Origin of the sequence: Treponema sp. OMZ 855, assembly GCF_024181145.1 — a bacterium.
Classification (GTDB): Bacteria; Spirochaetota; Spirochaetia; order Treponematales; family Treponemataceae; genus Treponema.
Genome location: NZ_CP051194.1, coordinates 1,258,710 through 1,276,805, shown reverse-complemented (window position 1 = coordinate 1,276,805; position 18,096 = coordinate 1,258,710). Strand labels below are relative to the sequence as shown.

General features: G+C 45.2%; 17 protein-coding genes. 10 read left to right on the top strand and 7 right to left on the bottom strand.

Annotation, left to right across the window (positions count from 1 at the left end; translation table 11 throughout):
• Nucleotides 1-10: 10 nt before the first annotated feature.
• The 4 genes from E4N65_RS05775 to loaP form a co-directional block, all read right to left on the bottom strand.
• Nucleotides 11-760 carry an ABC transporter ATP-binding protein gene (locus E4N65_RS05775; RefSeq protein WP_044016327.1) on the bottom strand — a complete coding sequence of 250 codons (750 nt, stop codon included), beginning with the start codon at nt 758-760 and terminating at the stop codon, nt 11-13.
• A 210-nt stretch (nt 761-970) separates the two neighbouring features.
• Nucleotides 971-2,410 carry a C69 family dipeptidase gene (locus E4N65_RS05770; protein WP_253674693.1) on the bottom strand — a complete coding sequence of 480 codons (1,440 nt, stop codon included), beginning with the start codon at nt 2,408-2,410 and terminating at the stop codon, nt 971-973.
• A gap of 51 nt (nt 2,411-2,461) precedes the next feature.
• Nucleotides 2,462-3,958: a polysaccharide biosynthesis protein gene (locus E4N65_RS05765; protein WP_253674676.1), complete on the bottom strand. Its 1,497-nt coding sequence runs from the start codon at nt 3,956-3,958 to the stop codon at nt 2,462-2,464.
• A complete protein-coding gene (loaP, locus tag E4N65_RS05760) occupies nt 3,955-4,497 on the bottom strand; it encodes an antiterminator LoaP (protein WP_253674674.1) in 543 nt (180 codons plus the stop codon). The genes E4N65_RS05765 and loaP overlap by 4 nt, the downstream gene beginning before the upstream one ends.
• 135 nt (nt 4,498-4,632) lie before the next feature.
• Between loaP and E4N65_RS05755 the strand changes: the two genes are divergently transcribed.
• Nucleotides 4,633-6,708, top strand: coding sequence for a methyl-accepting chemotaxis protein (locus tag E4N65_RS05755; RefSeq protein WP_253674672.1), 2,076 nt, complete (start codon nt 4,633-4,635; stop codon nt 6,706-6,708).
• A 119-nt stretch (nt 6,709-6,827) separates the two neighbouring features.
• Nucleotides 6,828-7,766 carry an AEC family transporter gene (locus tag E4N65_RS05750; RefSeq protein ID WP_253674664.1) on the top strand — a complete coding sequence of 313 codons (939 nt, stop codon included), beginning with the start codon at nt 6,828-6,830 and terminating at the stop codon, nt 7,764-7,766.
• Between the two features lie 158 nt (nt 7,767-7,924).
• Here E4N65_RS05750 and sdaAA read toward each other — a convergent pair whose 3' ends face one another.
• Together sdaAA and sdaAB are read right to left on the bottom strand one after the other, a co-directional pair.
• Nucleotides 7,925-8,863, bottom strand: coding sequence for an L-serine ammonia-lyase, iron-sulfur-dependent, subunit alpha (gene sdaAA, locus E4N65_RS05745; protein WP_253674662.1), 939 nt, complete (start codon nt 8,861-8,863; stop codon nt 7,925-7,927).
• 12 nt (nt 8,864-8,875) lie between these two features.
• Nucleotides 8,876-9,538 (bottom strand): L-serine ammonia-lyase, iron-sulfur-dependent subunit beta, encoded by a 663-nt coding sequence (gene sdaAB / locus E4N65_RS05740; RefSeq protein ID WP_253674654.1) that lies wholly within the window; start codon nt 9,536-9,538, stop codon nt 8,876-8,878.
• 255 nt (nt 9,539-9,793) lie between these two features.
• On the opposite strand from sdaAB, the gene tpiA reads away from it, so the two are divergent.
• From tpiA to E4N65_RS05705, 7 genes are all read left to right on the top strand, one after another.
• Nucleotides 9,794-10,543 (top strand): triose-phosphate isomerase, encoded by a 750-nt coding sequence (gene tpiA / locus E4N65_RS05735; protein WP_253674652.1) that lies wholly within the window; start codon nt 9,794-9,796, stop codon nt 10,541-10,543.
• Between the two features lie 72 nt (nt 10,544-10,615).
• Nucleotides 10,616-10,975: a hypothetical protein gene (locus E4N65_RS05730; protein WP_044016346.1), complete on the top strand. Its 360-nt coding sequence runs from the start codon at nt 10,616-10,618 to the stop codon at nt 10,973-10,975.
• A 155-nt stretch (nt 10,976-11,130) separates the two neighbouring features.
• Nucleotides 11,131-12,048: a nucleotidyltransferase family protein gene (locus E4N65_RS05725; RefSeq protein WP_253674650.1), complete on the top strand. Its 918-nt coding sequence runs from the start codon at nt 11,131-11,133 to the stop codon at nt 12,046-12,048.
• A 311-nt stretch (nt 12,049-12,359) separates the two neighbouring features.
• Nucleotides 12,360-13,436 carry a methionine ABC transporter ATP-binding protein gene (locus tag E4N65_RS05720; protein WP_044016350.1) on the top strand — a complete coding sequence of 359 codons (1,077 nt, stop codon included), beginning with the start codon at nt 12,360-12,362 and terminating at the stop codon, nt 13,434-13,436.
• Nucleotides 13,433-14,140 (top strand): methionine ABC transporter permease, encoded by a 708-nt coding sequence (locus E4N65_RS05715; RefSeq protein WP_253674648.1) that lies wholly within the window; start codon nt 13,433-13,435, stop codon nt 14,138-14,140. The genes E4N65_RS05720 and E4N65_RS05715 overlap by 4 nt, the downstream gene beginning before the upstream one ends.
• A 196-nt stretch (nt 14,141-14,336) precedes the next feature.
• A complete protein-coding gene (locus E4N65_RS05710) occupies nt 14,337-15,260 on the top strand; it encodes a MetQ/NlpA family ABC transporter substrate-binding protein (protein WP_253674646.1) in 924 nt (307 codons plus the stop codon).
• 83 nt (nt 15,261-15,343) lie between these two features.
• Complete coding sequence (locus tag E4N65_RS05705; RefSeq protein ID WP_253674644.1) at nt 15,344-16,537, top strand: M20 metallopeptidase family protein; 1,194 nt, start codon at nt 15,344-15,346, stop codon at nt 16,535-16,537.
• A 25-nt stretch (nt 16,538-16,562) separates the two neighbouring features.
• Here E4N65_RS05705 and E4N65_RS05700 read toward each other — a convergent pair whose 3' ends face one another.
• A complete protein-coding gene (locus E4N65_RS05700) occupies nt 16,563-17,174 on the bottom strand; it encodes a hypothetical protein (protein ID WP_253674642.1) in 612 nt (203 codons plus the stop codon).
• 82 nt (nt 17,175-17,256) lie between these two features.
• Here E4N65_RS05700 and E4N65_RS05695 point away from each other — a divergent pair, with 82 nt between their 5' ends.
• Nucleotides 17,257-17,988, top strand: coding sequence for a hypothetical protein (locus tag E4N65_RS05695; RefSeq protein ID WP_253674640.1), 732 nt, complete (start codon nt 17,257-17,259; stop codon nt 17,986-17,988).
• Nucleotides 17,989-18,096: the final 108 nt, after the last annotated feature.

Here is an 18,096-nt window from a genome sequence, read left to right as displayed (position 1 = left end):
ACCTGCTGTTTTACGAAGAAGCAGCGGGTGAAGTGCCTCTTTCCGTCATCATAAGGAACAGATGCTCAAGTGAATCGTTTGTGCCGCGCTGTGCTTGCAGTTCAGACAGCGACCCGCAAAACAGCATCCGCCCCTTGTTGATAATCGCAAGTTTGTCGCATACCTTTTCGGCAATTTCCATGATATGCGTGGAAAAAAACACCGTCTTTCCCGAATCGGCATAGCTCCGCATTAGGGTTTTCAGGCGGAACGCGGATTGAGGGTCAAGCCCGACGATGGGCTCATCCAAAATCCACAATTCCGGCTGATGGATAAGGCTTGCCGCAATGAGCAGCTTTTGCTTCATGCCGTGTGAAAAACTCGCGATGCGCGTGTTCAATACCGTATCGATTTCAAAAAGCGCGGTATACTCTGCAATCCGTTTCTGCCGCTCTTCGGTTGAAACACCGTACACATCCGCGACAAAGTTGAGGTATTCAAGCGCCTTAAACTGCACAAACACTTCGGGATTATCGGTTACATACCCGATTTTCCGCTTTGCTTCCAGCGGATATTTCAGTATATCGGTACCGCCGATGAGAATATCCCCCGAATCGGGCGCAATGACACCGGTGAGCATTTTGATGGTCGTCGTTTTTCCCGCCCCGTTCGGCCCCAAAAAGCCGAAAATCTCCCCGCTTTTCGCCTCAAAAGAGAGATTATCAACCGCCTTTTCCCTTGACCGTCCATACGTCTTTGAAACATTCCGTATCGTAAGCATATTTTTACCTTCCATTTGTGCAAAATTTTAGATAAAATTTTGCACAATTTTTTTCAGAAAAAGGGCAAACGCATCAGAGAAATAGACAAAATTGCAGAATAAATAGGATGTGAGACCATTTGAGCCGTGGAACGGCGAAACTCTGGTCGAATAGCCTGTTTATTCTGCAGGGCTGTTAAAAAAACAGTCTGATGCGTTTGCCCTGAGTTTTTACAGGTTTTTATCCATTTTGAAGCTGAGCTTTGAGTAGTTAAACGATTCCAGCATCAGCTGCGCGATCAGGTCTTTGGTCTTTTTAATGACGTAAGCGGCGGTCTTTTCGTTTTCCGCGGTGAGGAATTCGGTCAGTTTTTCTCCGGTTAGGGCTTTGCCTGCTTCGGTAACCTCGTGAACGCGTTTGAACCCGTAGGTTTGCATCTCGTTCAGATAGGTTGTGTTTGCTTCGCGGAACGCGGGATAGCGGCTTTCGGTGAGGAATCCGAGGATTTTAAACAACCAATACGCATTTTCGAGCGAAACGGTCGCCGTCTTTTTTTTGTAGATTTTCGGCGTGTCGTTGATGTTGGTAAAAAACGGCACATAGGGGGTAAAGGCGGTGGTGCCGAATGCGAGCCACTGAATAGCGGCCATGCCTTTCGGTACGCGGGAACGCAGCTGGAGAATATGGGATTCCGCCGTGCGGGAAAGGGAGATGCCTCTGAATTGTGTTTTTTCGTAGTCGGTTCCCGCCTTGCCGAGCGGATCATAGACGGTTTCGTTGTAATGCGAACTCAAGATATACTGCACATCTTCTACCGAAATCAGCCTGCTCGCCTTTCGTATAAACGGGATATCGTTGGATACGGGGCTTTGCTCTATTTCGGGGTTTAAGTATTTTTGTGCAAACCATGCGCGCGGCGTGTTGTACACACGGTCTTTCTCGGTTGAAGTGCCGAAAATATGCCGGAAGTTAAAACCTTCGCGGTCGGGATTGAGCTTATGCGTATTGACAAATGCCTGAATGCCGTCCGCCCACATAAAATCACGCTCGTTTGAGAAATCGATGGTTTCGATACAGACCTGATTAGGTGCGACGGCATAGCAGTCGTCGGGGATGCGCTGCGCGACCCAGTAATGTCCGCACGGGATTTCCATATACCATGCTTCATCCGCATCGGCAAACAGGATCCCGTTGCCTTCCGCCGAACCGTACTGTGCGATGAGCTTACCTAAAAAGGCAACCCCTTCCCGCGCGGAATTGATAAACGGTGCTACGATGTTGTGGATAGCATCTTCTCCGATACCGTCCGGTACGAGCGGATCGAACGCAAGCACGCGCGGATTGCCGTATACGCTTTCGGTGGAGCTGACGGCAATATTCTTTTCGTTGATGCCTGCTTCTCCGTATTCGCCTTCCTCACCCTTCAGCAGCTGAAATGCCTGAGGCGTAGAAGTGCAGCGGAGCGCCTTCTCCGGCAGCGCAACGGTAACGCCGGTGTTCTTCGACGTATAAGTACGGTTTTTTACCTCGCTTGCGGGCATCACGGTGAACAGCTTAACCGAAACCGCTTCGTGAAAGTCCTCGTTACGGGCAATCATCACCGAACCGTCAACTGAGGCCTTTTTACCGACCAGCACGGTGGTACAAGCCTGATGATGTGTGTTATTCATATAATGTAATCTCCTATAAAACCTTTTAGATTTAATGTGCGAGAAATGTTTTTACTGCGCATCCCTAAGCGACTGACATGCGTCGCAGAGGATACGCGTCAGGTATTCTTTATTCCGATAAAGCTCCGAGTCACCCGAAGGACAGCATACGGGATACAGGGCTGTAAGCAGTTTGCCGAGAGTGCTGCTGTCGTATTCTTCACGGTTTTGGAGACGGAGAATTTTCGGATACTCGGTCGGCTCAGTGTACTCCGTTTCGGAAGTGAGCGGCTCTTCCAACCGTTCTCCCGGACGTACCCCGATGATTTCTATCGGTATGTCTTTTTCCGGTTCGTAGCCCATGTACCGTATCAGCTGACGGGCGGTTTCCAGAATATTGACCGGTTCGCCCATATCCAGTAGGTATGACTGCCCGTTGATGCCCACTCCGCCAGTCTGCAATACGAGTGAACAGGCTTCCGGTATGGTCATAAAAAAGCGCATCATATCGGGGGAGGTTACCGTTACGGGGCCTCCTTTTTTTACCTGTTCGACAAAGAGCGGAAAAATCGAGCCGCGCGAACCGAGTACGTTTCCGAACCGGACAAACATATAGGCATAATCAGCGCTGCCGTATTTTTCTTTGACGCGCGCGGCGGCTTCAAGTACCATCTTCTCGTTGAGCATCTTCGAAACCCCGTAAATCGATACGGGATTAACCGCCTTATCCGTCGAGATAAGCACAAAGCGTTTTACGCCGTTTTCGATACAGGCGTCGAGCAAGTTCTTGGTGCCGAACACGTTGTTTTCGATGACGGCGACGGGGTTCGCTTCCATCAGCGGTACGTGTTTGTAAGCCGCCGTATGAAAGACCGCATCGCAGCGGAGCTTCCCGATAATATACCGCATATACTCCCGGTCTTTCAGCTCGCCCACGATAGGCACAATCGTCGCCTTATCGCCGACACCTTCTTCTTGTAAGAGGTGTAGTTCTTTATCGATCTGGTAAATTGAGTTTTCTCCATGCCCGAATAGATAGAGCCGCTCAGCACCGCCTGAAAGGAGCTGTCGCGCCAGTTCGCTGCCGATGGAGCCGCCTGCACCGGTAATCAGTACCCGCTTTCCGCGCAGATAGGCAAGGCTGTTTTTTAAGCTGATTTTTATCGGTGTGCGTCCGAGCAGGTCTTGCGGGTTTATCTCCCGTGCTTGTACGAGGTGCGCATTCCCGTCTACAATCTGCGAAATACCGGGCAGTAATTTGATGGTGGTAAATCCTGCCTCTTTTACAATTGCATAGATTTCGCGTAATCGCTCTGCCTTTATACTTGGAATGGCAATCAACAGTTCATCCCGCGCTTCCACTCTGATAAGGCGGGCAACATCTTGAATCGGACCAAGTACCGGAATATCTTCAATTTTAGTACCGATTTTCTGCGGATCGTCGTCAAGGAATGCCGCAACACGGCCGAATACGCCTTTCCGTTTTATTTCGTGGGCAATCATGGTGCCCGCAAGCCCCGCCCCGATAATATACACGGTCGGCTGTACTTTATTACTTTGAGCTGTCATCTCTCCCCTCCACCTAAACCGGCAGCTGCCGGCTCTATCACATCAAAAGCCAAATCGATGGGAAAGCTGTCGGTGTACATATCGAGCAGTACCTTAGCCCGTTGCTTTCTTCTATCAACTTTGATAATTTTTCCTTCAAGCCCTTTCAGCGCCCCTTCTACAACACATATCCGTGCATTCGCGTCGAAGTATACTTTAGACGGAGCAGTAACTTCTCCGAATGAAAGAAAATGGCGCAAAAGCGCGAGGTCATTATCGGCAAGCGGCAATGGATTTTGATTATTCGGCAAAAAATGATAAAAATTCGGTGTCTTACGGAGCTGCCAGCAAAGCGGAAGCGATAAGTCAGCGATTTCTAAAAAAATATAGCCGGGAAATACCGGGGCATCAACTTTGTGCCGTATACCTTTCTTTTTAACATACAGTATGCGGCGCGGAAAATAGGCTTCTATTTCATGTTTTTCTTCATTTAATTTCCGTATTGTTTTTAACAGCTCCGGTTCCTTACCTGTTTTTACCTGCACTGCATAATAATCCATAGAGCATTCACTATAGCATAAAAGAAAAAAAAGCTCCATTGGGCGATACAGGGCAATGCCTATCTAGCTATAAAAATGAAAATACGGTACACTCATTCTATCGTCAAATTTTTCTTACTATGCTGGAGAGACTCTATGAAAATACGGACATCAGTTAACCTGTTTTTGGTAACGACGCTTATTATCGCTGTTTGCGGAGCCCTCGCTTTTAGCGTTATGCAAGCAAGGTCATATATGGAAAGTAATTTCTATAAGACCGTACCGTTTATGTTGGATGCTTCATGTTCTGAATTACAGGCAAACCTTGCAGTGGGCTTAGCACGTTCGCAAGACTTAGCGGAAGAACCGTACTTGCTGGATTGGTTTAACAGTTATGAAAAAGATAACGAAAATGGCGCTAAAGTTACCGAAAGACTGATTGATGTTAGTCAAGATGAACAGTTTTCTGCAGGTTTTGCCGCTTCGAATTTAACCGGTAATTACTATGTTGTTGATAGTAATAAACAGGTAAAAAAAGATATACTTACCGAAGCCGATGATTCATGGTTTTTTACCATGATGAAAAGTCCGCAGACGTTATTTTATAGTGTCGATTATAATAAAACGCTCAATAAAACGAATTTTTGGTTTAACGTAAAAGTATTTAATACGGCAGGGGAAGCTATCGGATTTGCCGGTATGGCAGTCGATTTACAAAAAACCGTTGCTAAAATAAATAAATCGCTACCGAGTCCGCAATCATGGGTCGGTATTATTGATAATACCGATACATTATCGCTTTGCTCAAATGCCGACTTTACAAATAAAAAACTGAATAAGGTGATCGGTATTCTTTCAAACTTAACCGGCTACAGTAATCTTCAATACTATGACGATGCTTCGCTCGGCAGAGTGGTTGTTGTAAAAAAACAGCTTGCCAATTTGCCTTATTATACTATCATGGCAGTTCCTGTAAAGGATTTTGCACCGCCGATTTTCGCGATTATGAGCTATTCTCTTTTATGGACGGCCGTACTGGTAATAGTTATGATCGCAGTCAATCAGTTTATGCTCCGCTATTTATTCGGACGATTTATTAAACTCCATGCTATTTTCGATAAAGTTGCAGAAGGTGATTTTACCGTTCAGGCAGCAGTACATTCCGATGAGCTCGGTGCCATCGCGTTATCCATGAATAATGCAATAGAAAAAATCCGTGCTTCTTTTTTGGTTATCACTAATACGGCAAAAAATATGCAAGCGGTTAGCCAGACATTGTCTACAAGAATGGTGAATTCTGCTGCAGCGCTTAATGAGATAACAGGGAATATTGAAAGTGTAAAAGACAGCGTCATGGTTCAGCATACGGAAGTTACTGAAACTGCTGCAAAGATAGATTCTATTGCTCAAACGATGTCAAGCCTTGATTTTCATATTGATAATCAAGCTAAAAGTATTTCCGGCTCATCTCTTACAATCGAAGAAATTATAAAAAATATCCGGACTTTACAAGAACGGGCTGAAAAAAATCTTCAATCGATTAAAACCCTTGAAAAAACAACTCATACCGGTAAAGAGACCGTTGCGATGGTTGTTGAGGTAACAAAGGTAGTAACGGAGCAATCCGAGAGTCTTCTCGATGCTATTACGGTTATTCAAAATACGGCAAGCCAAACAAACCTTCTCGCGATGAATGCTGCAATTGAGGCAGCCCATGCGGGGGAAGCGGGAAAAGGGTTTGCAGTCGTCGCCGATGAGATACGGAAGCTGGCTGAGGAATCGGGTGCTCAAGGTACAAGTATTACTAAGGTTTTGGAAGAACTTAAACATAAGATCGAAAGTCTTAATGGTGCAGGACCGCTGGTAGCGGAGCAATTTGAAAAAATCAGTGCTATGATGGACTTTATCTATCGACAGGAAGACGGCATGATCCGTACCATGAAGGAACAAATGCAGGGCGGTGAAGACGTCTTGAATGTGATTAGTGAAGTGAATGCCATAACATCGAAGGTTAAAGCCGATTCAAATAACATACTTTCCGAAGCTACCGATATTTCAGCCGGTATCAAAAAACTTGCCAACCTGTCTGAGATTATTACACAAAGCATGGCTGAAATGGCAGCCGGAATAGCGGAAGTCAACAATGCAATGCAAGAAGTAAATACTATTGCGATGAATAATCAGAAAAATGCGGCCAACGTTACCGGAGAAATCGGAAAGTTCAAGGTATAAGCAGTATGGGAACCTCTAAAAGACTCAGCTTTTTAGAGGTTTTGTTGAGATTTTTTTGCCCGTTTATCTAAAACGGGTATTCTCAGACAATTTCCAACCGGTAGCGTAAGGAGCATAACATGGGAAGTTTCTTTATAGCATTTAATGCAGTTATGCCGGTCGTTCTCTTAGTTGTTTTCGGCTATTTTCTCAAACAACAAGGGTATTTCAGCAAGACAACGATTGCCCAATTAAATAAGCTCTGCTTTGACTTACTTTTACCGATCGTAACCTTTAATAATATTAGAAAGACAAATTTAAATGAAGTTTTCGATTTGCGCTTCGTTCTGTATGCTGCAGGAAGTATTTTAGTCGCTATCTTCCTGCTTATTATCATTGTTCCCTTATTTGAGAAAGATAAAAAAAAGCAAGGCGTTATGATTCAGGGGACATTTAGAAGTAATTTTGTGATGCTTGGGATTCCCCTTTCTTCTTATATTGCAGGAGAAAACAGCGCGATCTTGGCATCGATGCTTATTATGGTTGTTGTTCCCATCTTCAATGCTGCAGCCGTTGTTATATTTTCAATCTATGGCGGATGCGCCGTCAACAAAAAGAAGCTGATACGAGATGTATTAAAAAATCACATGGTCATTGCCTCTCTTTTAGGAATTATGATGTCCTTGCTGCATCCTCCTATTCCCCATTTTTTCAATAAATCGTTGACGGATATCGGCAAAGTAGGCAGTGTATTTCCCATTATCGTACTGGGTGCAATGCTCGATTTTTCAAAAGTTTCGGCAAATTTTAAAAATCTGATGATTACCGTTGCGGGCAAGCTCATCGGTATGCCATTAATCTTTATTACGCTGGCTGTTTATCTTGGATTTCGAGCCAATGAGATTGTAGCGCTTATCGCGCTTTACGGTTCGCCTACGGCTGTTATTTCAGCGGTTATGGCTGAACAACTTGGCTGTGATCATGAACTCGCTGCTCAAGTCGTTATTTTCTCAACGGTACTATCGTGTATCACTATTTTTGGGATAGTCTTTGTACTGAGCTTTTTGAAGGTAATATAGGGAACCTCTAAAAACCTCAGTTTTTTAGAGGTTTTCCTTAGATTTACTTGCGATGTTTTGCTTTAAGTCATTACAATATAAAGATTTAAAGCAAAACTCGTCGGGCATCTCTAAAAATCTAACCGAGTTTTTAGAGATGCCCTATAGGCTTCCCCTCATCAGTTACCACATGATCCGCATGAGCCGCAGGTATTGCACGGACTGCCGGTAAGCGGTGAGCGCGTACCGAAGACCTGCCGTTCAAAGGCTTGTCCCGTCGGTGTTATTGCTAAACCTCCTTGGGCCGTTTCACGAAGCGATGCCGGAAGTCCGTCGCCGACCCGTTTGAGGGACTCGATGGTTTCATCCACGGGAATTGCGCTTTTGATACCTGCAAGTGCCAGTTCCGCAGCGGTAAAGGCAAGTGTAACGCCGGAAGCATTCCGTTTAATGCAAGGAATTTCTACTAAACCGGCAACGGGATCGCATACCAATCCCAAAATACACTTGAGGGTTATCGCCACAGCATGAGCTGCCATCTCCGGTGTGCCGCCTAAGAGTTCCACAATGCACGCTGCTGCCATCGCGGAAGCAGTGCCGCATTCAGCTTGGCATCCGCCTGAAGCGCCTGCAATCGACGCCTTGTTTGCAACAACCATACCGACAGCTCCTGCAGTAAACAGCGACAGCACTACTTCTTTCTGCGGAATACCGTGTACTTTTAGCAAGGCGCCCAATGCGCCGGGAAGAATGCCGCAGGAACCGGCTGTGGGAGTTGCAACAATTTTTCCCATCGCGGCATTTATTTCGGATACCGCCATTGCCATCTGAATAGCGTTTGACATAAGATCCCCGCAAAGGTGTTTACCTTCCGCAATCGTCTGTTTTAATCGGTATGCATCTCCGCCGGTTAATCCGCTGGTCGATTTAACCCCCGGTTTGCTGCCGTTTTCGATTGCTTCCAGCATGGCTGTCAAGTTTTCTTCCATCCGCCTAATCAACGCTTCTTCCGGCTGTTCAAGCTGTGCTGATTGATCTTCTAATACAATCTCTCTGATACGTTTATGCTGCGCTTCCGCTGTTTTATATAATTCGTTGATTGATTCATAACTAAGCATAGAGGACTCCGTTTAAAATGGTCTAACAAAAATCACCTTGGTAACACCAGGTATTTTTTCGATAGCGGCTTGCAAATCTTCTCCAAGGGAGCGTCCGTCAATCTGTAATGTCATGATTGCCGTTCCACCCTTTTTGTCCCGTGCAAGATTGAATTTGTAGACATTGAGTTTATACTGTGCCATCAGTGCAGTTACGGCGGCGATCATTCCCGGTATGTCATTGTGTACGACGATAATCGTTGGGGATTGACCGGTGATTTTTACCTCTCTGCCGTCTATGTGGGTAATAACAATGTTGCCGCCGCCGATGGATGCTCCCTGCACACACACGGTTTTGCCGCTTGCATCGGTTAAGGTGATTTCCGCTGTATTCGGATGAGCGTCGGGAATGACCGTCGGCTCAAAAGTAATAGTAAGACCGGTTTCTTTGGCAATTTGTAAGCTCTTTTTGATACGCTCATCATCGGTCTGCATACCCATAATTCCGGCTGCCAGTGCCCTGTCGGTTCCGTGCCCTTTGTATGTCTGCGCAAAAGAGCCGTGCAGTCTGATATATGCCTTTACTGCTGGGGCGCCGAGCAGCAGCCTGCTCATTAAGCCGATTCGTACCGCCCCTGCCGTATGAGAACTGGAAGGGCCGATCATGATGGGGCCGATTATATCAAATACATTCATCGCATCATCCTTCTTTTGCTTATTAAACCTGTTCGGAAACTTCCGTTTCGGGACAGGTTTATTATAACCGAGAATATATAATAAAAAAAGTCCTGATTCTGTTTGTGCTGCGCATGATAGAACGGCGGAACAGGCAGAACGATACCCTTTAATAAGCTGTAAAGGTGCGGTATAATGAAATATCTAGAAGTTTTTATAGGAGATATGATAAAAAGCATCGCCTAAAATTGCGTCGATGCTTTTATAGGAGAAGGTATGCGTAGATATTTTATTGCGGGTAACTGGAAGATGCACAAAACAAAGGAAGAGGCCGTGGATCTGGCAAAAGGTGTGGTAGAGGCCGTCAAAGGAGGAAAGCACAAATATATGATAGCTCCTTCCTTTACTGCCCTTGATGCCGTTTCTCAGGTAGTAAAAGGGACGAATGTTTTGCTTGGTGCGCAGAATATGAGTACTGATGAGCAAGGCGCTCATACCGGAGAAGTGTCCGTATTGCAGCTTAAAGACCTTGGTGTACAGGTTGTTATTCTCGGCCATTCGGAACGGCGTCATATTTACGGCGAAACCGATACGATGATCAACAAAAAGGTTCGGCTTGCATTGCAGCACGGGCTTGAAGTGATCCTTTGCGTCGGTGAATTGCTCGAAGAACGCGAAGCAGGTCATGCAGAGACTGTCTGCGCAACTCAAACCGAAAAAGGTTTGGAAGGTGTAACCGCCCAAGAACTGGCACGGGTAACCATTGCGTATGAACCCGTATGGGCAATCGGTACCGGAAAAACGGCAACCCCGGAGGATGCCGATGCGATTCATGCACATATCAGATCCGTCATTGCAAAGCTATACGGAAAGGCTGCTGCCGATGCAATGGTCATTCAGTATGGCGGTTCGATGAAAGCTGAAAATGCAAAGGCCTTACTTGCTAAAGAGAATATCGACGGAGGTTTAATCGGCGGTGCCGCACTTAAAGCAGACACCTTTGCTCCGATCGCTCTATGTGAATAACGCGGAACCATTGCAAAGAACGATTTTTCCGTATATACTAAACTTGTTTATTACTTTATAGGAGGATCTATAATGAACAAGAAAATACTTGCGCTGTGCGCATTTATGTTGCTCGCTGTTGTCCTGTCTGCGCAGACCATACAGCCTAAAAAGCAAAAAATAAAGGTTGAAGGGCGTGCAAATGCCAACCTTTATATGACCGAAATTTATAAGACCGACAACTGGGCGGAATACTATTGCGTATATGAAGAAGATAAGAACACTTTTGACGAAAATGAAGCTGAAAAGGTCATGTATGAATTCTTTTCAAATTACAAACGGGATAAAGGTTTTTCTTCCGTCGAAGTTGAAGATTTGAAAGGCGCTACCACCGGTAAGACAGTAACAACGATGGAAAAACGTGTTATTTTCCGTCACGTAAACAAGCGGTAAACAGACAAAAACCTCTAAAACTGTGAGGTTTTAGAGGTCGCCTTTAGCCTTATGTGCATTTAGAGTGCTTTTATAGTGTGATTAATGAACTTTTGAAACGCTGATTGATCCTGCAATGGGTTAATCGGCGTTTTCTTTTACGGAGGTACAATAGAATGAAACCTACATTATTGGTTTTAGCAGGAGGAATGGGGAGCCGTTACGGCGGCGTTAAGCAAATAGATGCGGTGGGAATGCATAATGAAACATTGCTGGATTATGCAGTCTACGATGCCATGCATAACGGTTTTGGAAAAGTAGTATTTGTTATTCGAAAAGATATTGAAACAGATTTCCGCGCCCGTTTATTTGACCGGATTGCACGTAATTGCGATGCAGAATACCTGTTTCAATCCATTGATTCACTGATTGATCCTAAAGAACTCCCGCAAACGGTAAACCGCAAAAAGCCGTGGGGTACCATTCACGCCGTACTGTGTGCGGAGAATTCTATTAAAACGCCCTTTGCCATTATCAATGCAGACGACTATTACGGACGCAAGGCATACAAAACGATGGCTGAACATTTGTCGACATTGGATACTCATTCTCCCAATCATGCGATGGTCGGTTATATTCTGGAGAATACGATGAGCGAATCCGGTTCCGTATCTCGGGGAGTATGCAACGTTGAGAACGGAATGCTGGTTTCTATGAAGGAACATACCAAGATTTCTTACGGTGAAGAAAACGGTAAACGGGTAATACTTTCTCAGCTCGAAAATGGAGTAACACATCTGACCGGCAAAGAAACCGTTTCTATGAATCTCTTCGGCTTTAGTCTGAAAGCATTTGAAGGTTTCCATGCATTCTTTGAAGAGTTTATTAAAAAGAATATCGCAAGCGAAAAAGCCGAATGCCTCTTGCCGGAAGGAGCGAGTATGCTGGTTACGAAGGGGCTCGGAACAATCAAATGTTATACCACCGATGAACGATGGTTCGGTATGACCTATCCCGAAGACCGCGAAATTGTAAAAAAAGAAATAGCGCAAAAAATTAAAGAAAACTATTATCCCGAATTCTTGTGGAAATAAAATAAGTTTAAATATAGATCGTATTTAAACCGATTTCCTTGACGCTCTTGTAAGCTGTTGTGTTATAACAACTTGTAAGAGCGTTTTTTATTTTCTGTTAATGTGTTATGGTATTTTTCTTACAACAAGAGATGTCGGAAACGATTTTTCTACGGATTTGTATATAAAAATGTATGCAGATATTCAATTTTCGGTATGCCGATATTGACGCGGTAACTGATAGCTTTTTACATAAATATTACCACCGGATTGTAATCGACTGTTGACAGTATTAAATAAACGAGCTATGGTAGACACCTACGGCGGTGTATATGGTAGAGTTGAAAAATCTTAATAAAACATATTATCTTGCGAACCACACGGTTGAAGCAATTAAAGATGTATCGCTTACTGTAAATGACGGTGAGGTCTTCGGTGTTATCGGTTATTCCGGAGCCGGAAAGTCCTCCCTGGTGCGGTGTATCAACTTGCTCGAAGTGCCGGACAGCGGAACGATTACGGTAAACGGTACTGCCGTTACATGGGAAGAAAACGGAGCCTTTAAGCGTCTTTCAAACCATGATATGAAACAGGTGCGGAAAAAGATCGGTATGATTTTTCAGCATTTCAATTTGCTGGATCGGTCTACCGTTTTTGATAATATTGCATATCCGCTCAAGTATTCGGGATTGTCTAAGGAACGAATACGGGATCGTGTACATGAGTTACTCGAACTGGTCGATCTTACCGATAAAATACGGGCATACCCGGCTCAACTGTCGGGCGGACAGAAACAGCGGGTTGCTATTGCTCGTGCCCTTGCCAATAATCCGAGTTTACTGCTTTCGGATGAGGCCACGAGCGCCCTCGATCCTGAAGCGACCGAATCGATTTTAAGCCTGCTAAAAACGCTGAATAAAAAGCTGAATCTTACCATTATCCTTATTACCCATGAAATGGCGGTGATTAAATCTATTTGTCATAAAGTTGCCGTGATGGAAAAAGGAAGGGTTGTTGAACAGGGTGATGTATATTCCATTTTTGCAGCGCCTGAGCAAGATATCACGCGAAAATTCATTGCTTCTCAGTCATCCCTTTCTAAAATCGGCGCCATTGCATCTTCCGCTCACCGCCTGATCGACACCGGTGCCGGCAGCCGCTTGGTTAGATTGCAGTTTGAAAAAGATGTTGTCGGAGATGCGCTGATCTCTGAAGTGTCTCGAAAATACAATGTAAATCTCAGTATTGTACTTGCGAATGTTGACCTTATTCAGGGTGTACCGCTTGGAGGCATCGTTGCGGTTATACAGGGCGACACATCAAATGTCGATAACGCACTTACCTATTTTCGCAGTAAAAATGTCAAAATATTTGAATATGCAAAAACTGATATATCGGAGGAAGTGTGATCGTGGAATTTCTTGAGCAGTGGTGTCCCAATCTTTATGCCTATTGGTATCGTTTTTTAGATAATTGCCTCGCAACCTTCCAGATGTTTCTTATTTCTGGAAGTATTTCATTCGTATTCGGAATGTTTTTCGGCGTCTTGCTTGTTGTGTTTAAGAAGGACGGCATAAGAGAAAACAAAATCCTCTATACCGTTATCAGTATCATTATCAATGTATTCAGATCTATTCCATTTATTGTGTTGCTTGTATTTTTAATTCCGTTTACCCGAGCGGTTGTGGGTACGGCAATCGGTGTAAAAGGAGCTGTTATTCCGTTGATTTTCGGAACCGTACCTTTCTTTTCGCGTCAGGTTGAAAGCGCCCTTGAAAATGTGAATCCGGGAAAAGTTGAAGCTGCCCGCAGCATGGGAAGCGGTACGGCCGGTTTGATTTTTCGAGTGTATCTGCATGAATCGGTTCCTGAGCTCATCCGTGCGGCAACGATTACGGCTATTTCGCTCGTAGGTTTGACCACAATGGCAGGAGCTGTCGGTGCAGGCGGACTGGGAGACTTTGCCATCAACTATGGTCAGGGCTTAAACCACGCCGACATTATCTACGCCTGTATCATCGTATTACTGCTTTTTATCTGTTTTTTACAGTTTACCGGCTCTTTTTTCGCCAAAAAGACGACAAATAGGGGATTGTTTAAAAAGACGTATTGATAATAGACCTGTTCGATAACTGCGTTTCCGAACAGGTTTACTCTGTGACAACAAGGAAGCAGGGAATAGCACGAACTGCACCCCTGAATGAAGAAGGTTATTAAAGGCTCTTTGGCTTTTAGAATATTGGGTATCTTCTCAAAATTTAGAATATGGATTTTTAGAGGCTCCCTATCACTTTTATAGGAGGATTTTTATGAAAAATGCGAAAAGACTCATAGGTATACTTTTTGTCGGTATCATGCTTGCGGGCGGACTTTTTGCCCAAAAGGCGGGCGTAACAACCGTCAAGGTTGGTGTGTGCGGATCTTCAAATGATCAGTGGAAGGCGGTTCAGTACCTGCTCGATCAGGAAAAGACCAATATCAAGATTCAGCTGGTAGAATTCAGCGCTTATAATCTGCCGAATGAGGCGCTCAATTCAGGCGATATTCATCTTAATGCGTTTCAGCATAAGGCCTATCTTAACAATGAGATTGCAAAAAACGGTTATAAGCTCACTGCAATCGGTGATACGCTTATTGCGCCGCTGACCCTGTATTCTAAGAAGTATAAAAGCCTCGATGAGGTAAAAAAGGCTGCGGGTACTAATGGAACCAAAAACGTTAAACGCAAGGCTTTGCAATTTGCTATTCCGAACGACGGCACCAATATGAGCCGCGGAATAAAGCTGCTGGAATCCGCAGGGCTGATTGAAGTGAATCCTGCAGCAGGGTATACGCCTGAGCTGAAAGACATTACCAAGTATGTGTATAATGTTGAAGTAGTTCCGCAGGCTGCCAATACGTTGCCGCAAACGCTCAACGACTATGCCGGAGCGACCATCAACGGAACCTATTCCATTCCGGCAGGTTTAATTCCTTCACGGGATGGGTTGATAATCGAAAAGCAATCCGAATCCGGCGGTAATCCGTATGTCAATGTTATTGTAGCCCGTACAAATGATAAAAATAATGCCGTTTATGCAAAAATCGTGCAGCTGTATCAATCTCAAACACTGGCAGAATATGTCCTTGCCAAGTATAAAGAATCTTTTTTCCCGTCATTTGCTTATAACAAGGTGAATGCGGACACCGCTGCAGCGACGATGAAAAAAGTTGATGCTGCGGTGCGGTGGTAACCGGCTGCTCAATGCCTAAGGTAGCTGTTTAAGACTCACCGTGAGTTTTAAACAGCTGCAATGCGTTATGGGAGAAAGATAATATGAACAAGACTGAACAGGAGTGCATCTCGGCACATATCCGCGAGGATCATCCGTACATCGTTGCATTACGGCGCTATTTCCATCAGCATCCGGAAATTGCAAAAGAAGAGTTCCATACTGCCGAACGGATTGAAGCTGAACTCGATAAGATCGGTCTTGCTCATAAGCGGGTCGGAGAAACGGGGGTGTATGCGGAAATTCAAGGGAAGCAGCCCGGCAAGACAATCGTGCTCCGTGCCGATATTGATGCGCTCCCTATTCAGGAAATGCATACCTGCGAATACACGTCAATGATTCCGGGACGTATGCACGCTTGCGGGCACGATGCGCATACCGCATCGCTTATCGGAGCGGCACGGGTTCTTAATGCGCACCGAGATCTATTTGTCGGAACCGTTCGTCTGACCTTTCAAGCAGGTGAGGAGATCGGATACGGTGCACGGGTCTTTGTCGATAGCGGCTATCTTGACGGTGCCGACCGTACGTTCGGTATCCATGTCGCTTCGGATGTGCCGGTCGGTTCCGTGGTTGTGATGCCCGGGCCGAATAATGCGAGTGTTGATTGGTTTAAGATAACGGTACACGGCGCCCCCGCACACGTATCAACCCCGCAGCTCGGCGTGGATGCCGTCTACATTGCAAGCCAGATTGTTACGGCGCTTCAAGCCCTCGTTACCCGCTGTACCTCACCGATGGATAACGTACTTATCGGGGTAGGAAAGATAACTGCGGGTGATGCCTATAACATTGTAGCGCAAAAGGCGGAATTGGAGGGAACCATTCGGGTATTGACGCCGGAGATACGGAAACAAATGAAAGAGCGGCTTGAAGCGCTTGCGTCACATAGCGCAGCCGCTTTCGGCGGAACCGTTACGGTCGAGTGGAAGGATTTTACCTCTCCGCTTATCAATGATCCTACGGCTGCCCGCGAGGTACAAGCTGCCGCGATTGCTGCTTTCGGGCACGAAAAGGTGATTACGCAACGGAAACCCAGCCTCGGCGGAGATGACTTTGCCGAATATATCCTTAAAGTTCCCGGTGTGTATGCATATATCGGCAGCGGAAATGCCGCCAAAAAAGAAACGGTCGCCGCTCTTCATGATTCTATGTTCGATATCGACGAAGATTGCTTAACGGCAGCGGTAACCTTATATGTGTCCTATACGTTAGACTACCTGAACGGAACCGTGTGAAGTAAATAAAACATACTTCAAAGCGCTACTGTCGAAGCATCATTTGTTCCCGCTCGATTTGTTCCATCTCTGCCGCATATACGCTATTCAGCTCGCGGTATTCATCGGCAAGGGAACCGCTGATGAGCCGCAATAAAGTCATGCGGTGCGGTACTTGTTCATACAAAAAACTATTAAATTCTTCCAGCTTGCTGTCCGTATCGATGGAGGCAAGATTTTCGCAACCGGTAAGAAAGGTGTGCGTCATATACAGGATGCGGGCAACGGGATCGGCAAATTGATAGCATTTACGTCGGTTTTTCCCCGCAGCTGTTTTTAGTGCATCTTCGGCCTCCACCATTTCACGGAAAAGTTTTACCGCTTTAGTATTTCCTGCCCGTTTAATGATTTCGCGCATTTCTTTTGATTGTTCTTCTGCCGGCAGCGGTTTAATACCGCCGGATTCCGTTTTTTCTGTCAACAATGAGTTTGCAGGTTTTTGCGGTGCAATATAGTTTGAAAGTTTGACAAAAGGGATTGTAAAGGAATCGGCAAGCGACCGAAGTTGTTTGATCTCCTTTTTTGATAATACAAAGGTAAAAATAACACCGATTATCATAACGGCAAAAGCAAGATGTACCGGATTGAATTGCAGCATAAATCCTCCGTATCTTTTGTACCGCAGTTCCGTTGACTCGTCAATAGAAACCTGCTACGCTGATCGAGGGGATGTATATAAAATGAAACAAAATAAAACAAATACCCGTGCGCGGGGCGGGGTTACGGTTATCTGTTTTCTAGTAATGCTTATCGGACAGTTCTATCTGTTACGTAATGTAATTCATACAGAGTCTTTTTCTTTTATTATGATGCCTTGGAGCGCCGAACTTTTTTTTGCATTGGTTTTGATTGCAGCGATTATCTATTTGTTTATTCAGCCAATGGGATGGTACACCAAAAGACGGCTTGCTGCGGCGTTTATACTCCTTATTGCATATAGTGCGCTTACTATTTCCTACTATGAGGCGTTTAAAACCGCTTATCTTACCGGTGCTTCTTTTGAATATGCGAGCAGTGCAGGCGGACTTGTCGGACTTAAATTAGTACTTGCAGTTGTCGGTGTGACGGCAGGCATCCCCGTTGCGCAATCCATCGATGGCAGAGAATATGCAAAACGCCTCCGCGAAAAGGTGGAAAAAAATAATGCTCAACTGACAAAAGAAACCGCGAGCGGTGCCCAACAAGATTTAATCCGTACAATCAATAAATTAAGAGAGACAATGTCCCCGGAGGAATTAGCCGCTTTCTTAAAGGAATTAAAGAGTGCCGATATCGAAACCGTCTGCAATTCCGCTACTCCCGTTGATATTTCTTCTGCCCCAGCGGATTCCGATGCTACTTCTTTGTGCTCCGCATCGGAAGCACAAACACCGCTTGCAGAAAAATGGCGCGGATGGGGCGGAGGAGTGTAAACGGATGGAAAAATGCAAGACTATGCATCCTTAGCTTATAGGCTACATCTTGTCAAGTATATACAGACTCAAAAACAGTCTTTATTTGTGCCTCTGGATGTTTATGTT

What these genes read in the sequence shown, in the direction of transcription:
- E4N65_RS05775 (WP_044016327.1), bottom strand. Translation starts at nt 760, where the DNA reads ATGCTTACGATACGGAATGTTTCAAAGACGTATGGACGGTCAAGGGAA.
- E4N65_RS05770 (WP_253674693.1), bottom strand. Translation starts at nt 2,410, where the DNA reads ATGAATAACACACATCATCAGGCTTGTACCACCGTGCTGGTCGGTAAA.
- E4N65_RS05765 (WP_253674676.1), bottom strand. Translation starts at nt 3,958, where the DNA reads ATGACAGCTCAAAGTAATAAAGTACAGCCGACCGTGTATATTATCGGG.
- loaP (WP_253674674.1), bottom strand. Translation starts at nt 4,497, where the DNA reads ATGGATTATTATGCAGTGCAGGTAAAAACAGGTAAGGAACCGGAGCTG.
- E4N65_RS05755 (WP_253674672.1), top strand. Translation starts at nt 4,633, where the DNA reads ATGAAAATACGGACATCAGTTAACCTGTTTTTGGTAACGACGCTTATT.
- E4N65_RS05750 (WP_253674664.1), top strand. Translation starts at nt 6,828, where the DNA reads ATGGGAAGTTTCTTTATAGCATTTAATGCAGTTATGCCGGTCGTTCTC.
- sdaAA (WP_253674662.1), bottom strand. Translation starts at nt 8,863, where the DNA reads ATGCTTAGTTATGAATCAATCAACGAATTATATAAAACAGCGGAAGCG.
- sdaAB (WP_253674654.1), bottom strand. Translation starts at nt 9,538, where the DNA reads ATGAATGTATTTGATATAATCGGCCCCATCATGATCGGCCCTTCCAGT.
- tpiA (WP_253674652.1), top strand. Translation starts at nt 9,794, where the DNA reads ATGCGTAGATATTTTATTGCGGGTAACTGGAAGATGCACAAAACAAAG.
- E4N65_RS05730 (WP_044016346.1), top strand. Translation starts at nt 10,616, where the DNA reads ATGAACAAGAAAATACTTGCGCTGTGCGCATTTATGTTGCTCGCTGTT.
- E4N65_RS05725 (WP_253674650.1), top strand. Translation starts at nt 11,131, where the DNA reads ATGAAACCTACATTATTGGTTTTAGCAGGAGGAATGGGGAGCCGTTAC.
- E4N65_RS05720 (WP_044016350.1), top strand. Translation starts at nt 12,360, where the DNA reads ATGGTAGAGTTGAAAAATCTTAATAAAACATATTATCTTGCGAACCAC.
- E4N65_RS05710 (WP_253674646.1), top strand. Translation starts at nt 14,337, where the DNA reads ATGAAAAATGCGAAAAGACTCATAGGTATACTTTTTGTCGGTATCATG.
- E4N65_RS05705 (WP_253674644.1), top strand. Translation starts at nt 15,344, where the DNA reads ATGAACAAGACTGAACAGGAGTGCATCTCGGCACATATCCGCGAGGAT.
- E4N65_RS05700 (WP_253674642.1), bottom strand. Translation starts at nt 17,174, where the DNA reads ATGCTGCAATTCAATCCGGTACATCTTGCTTTTGCCGTTATGATAATC.
- E4N65_RS05695 (WP_253674640.1), top strand. Translation starts at nt 17,257, where the DNA reads ATGAAACAAAATAAAACAAATACCCGTGCGCGGGGCGGGGTTACGGTT.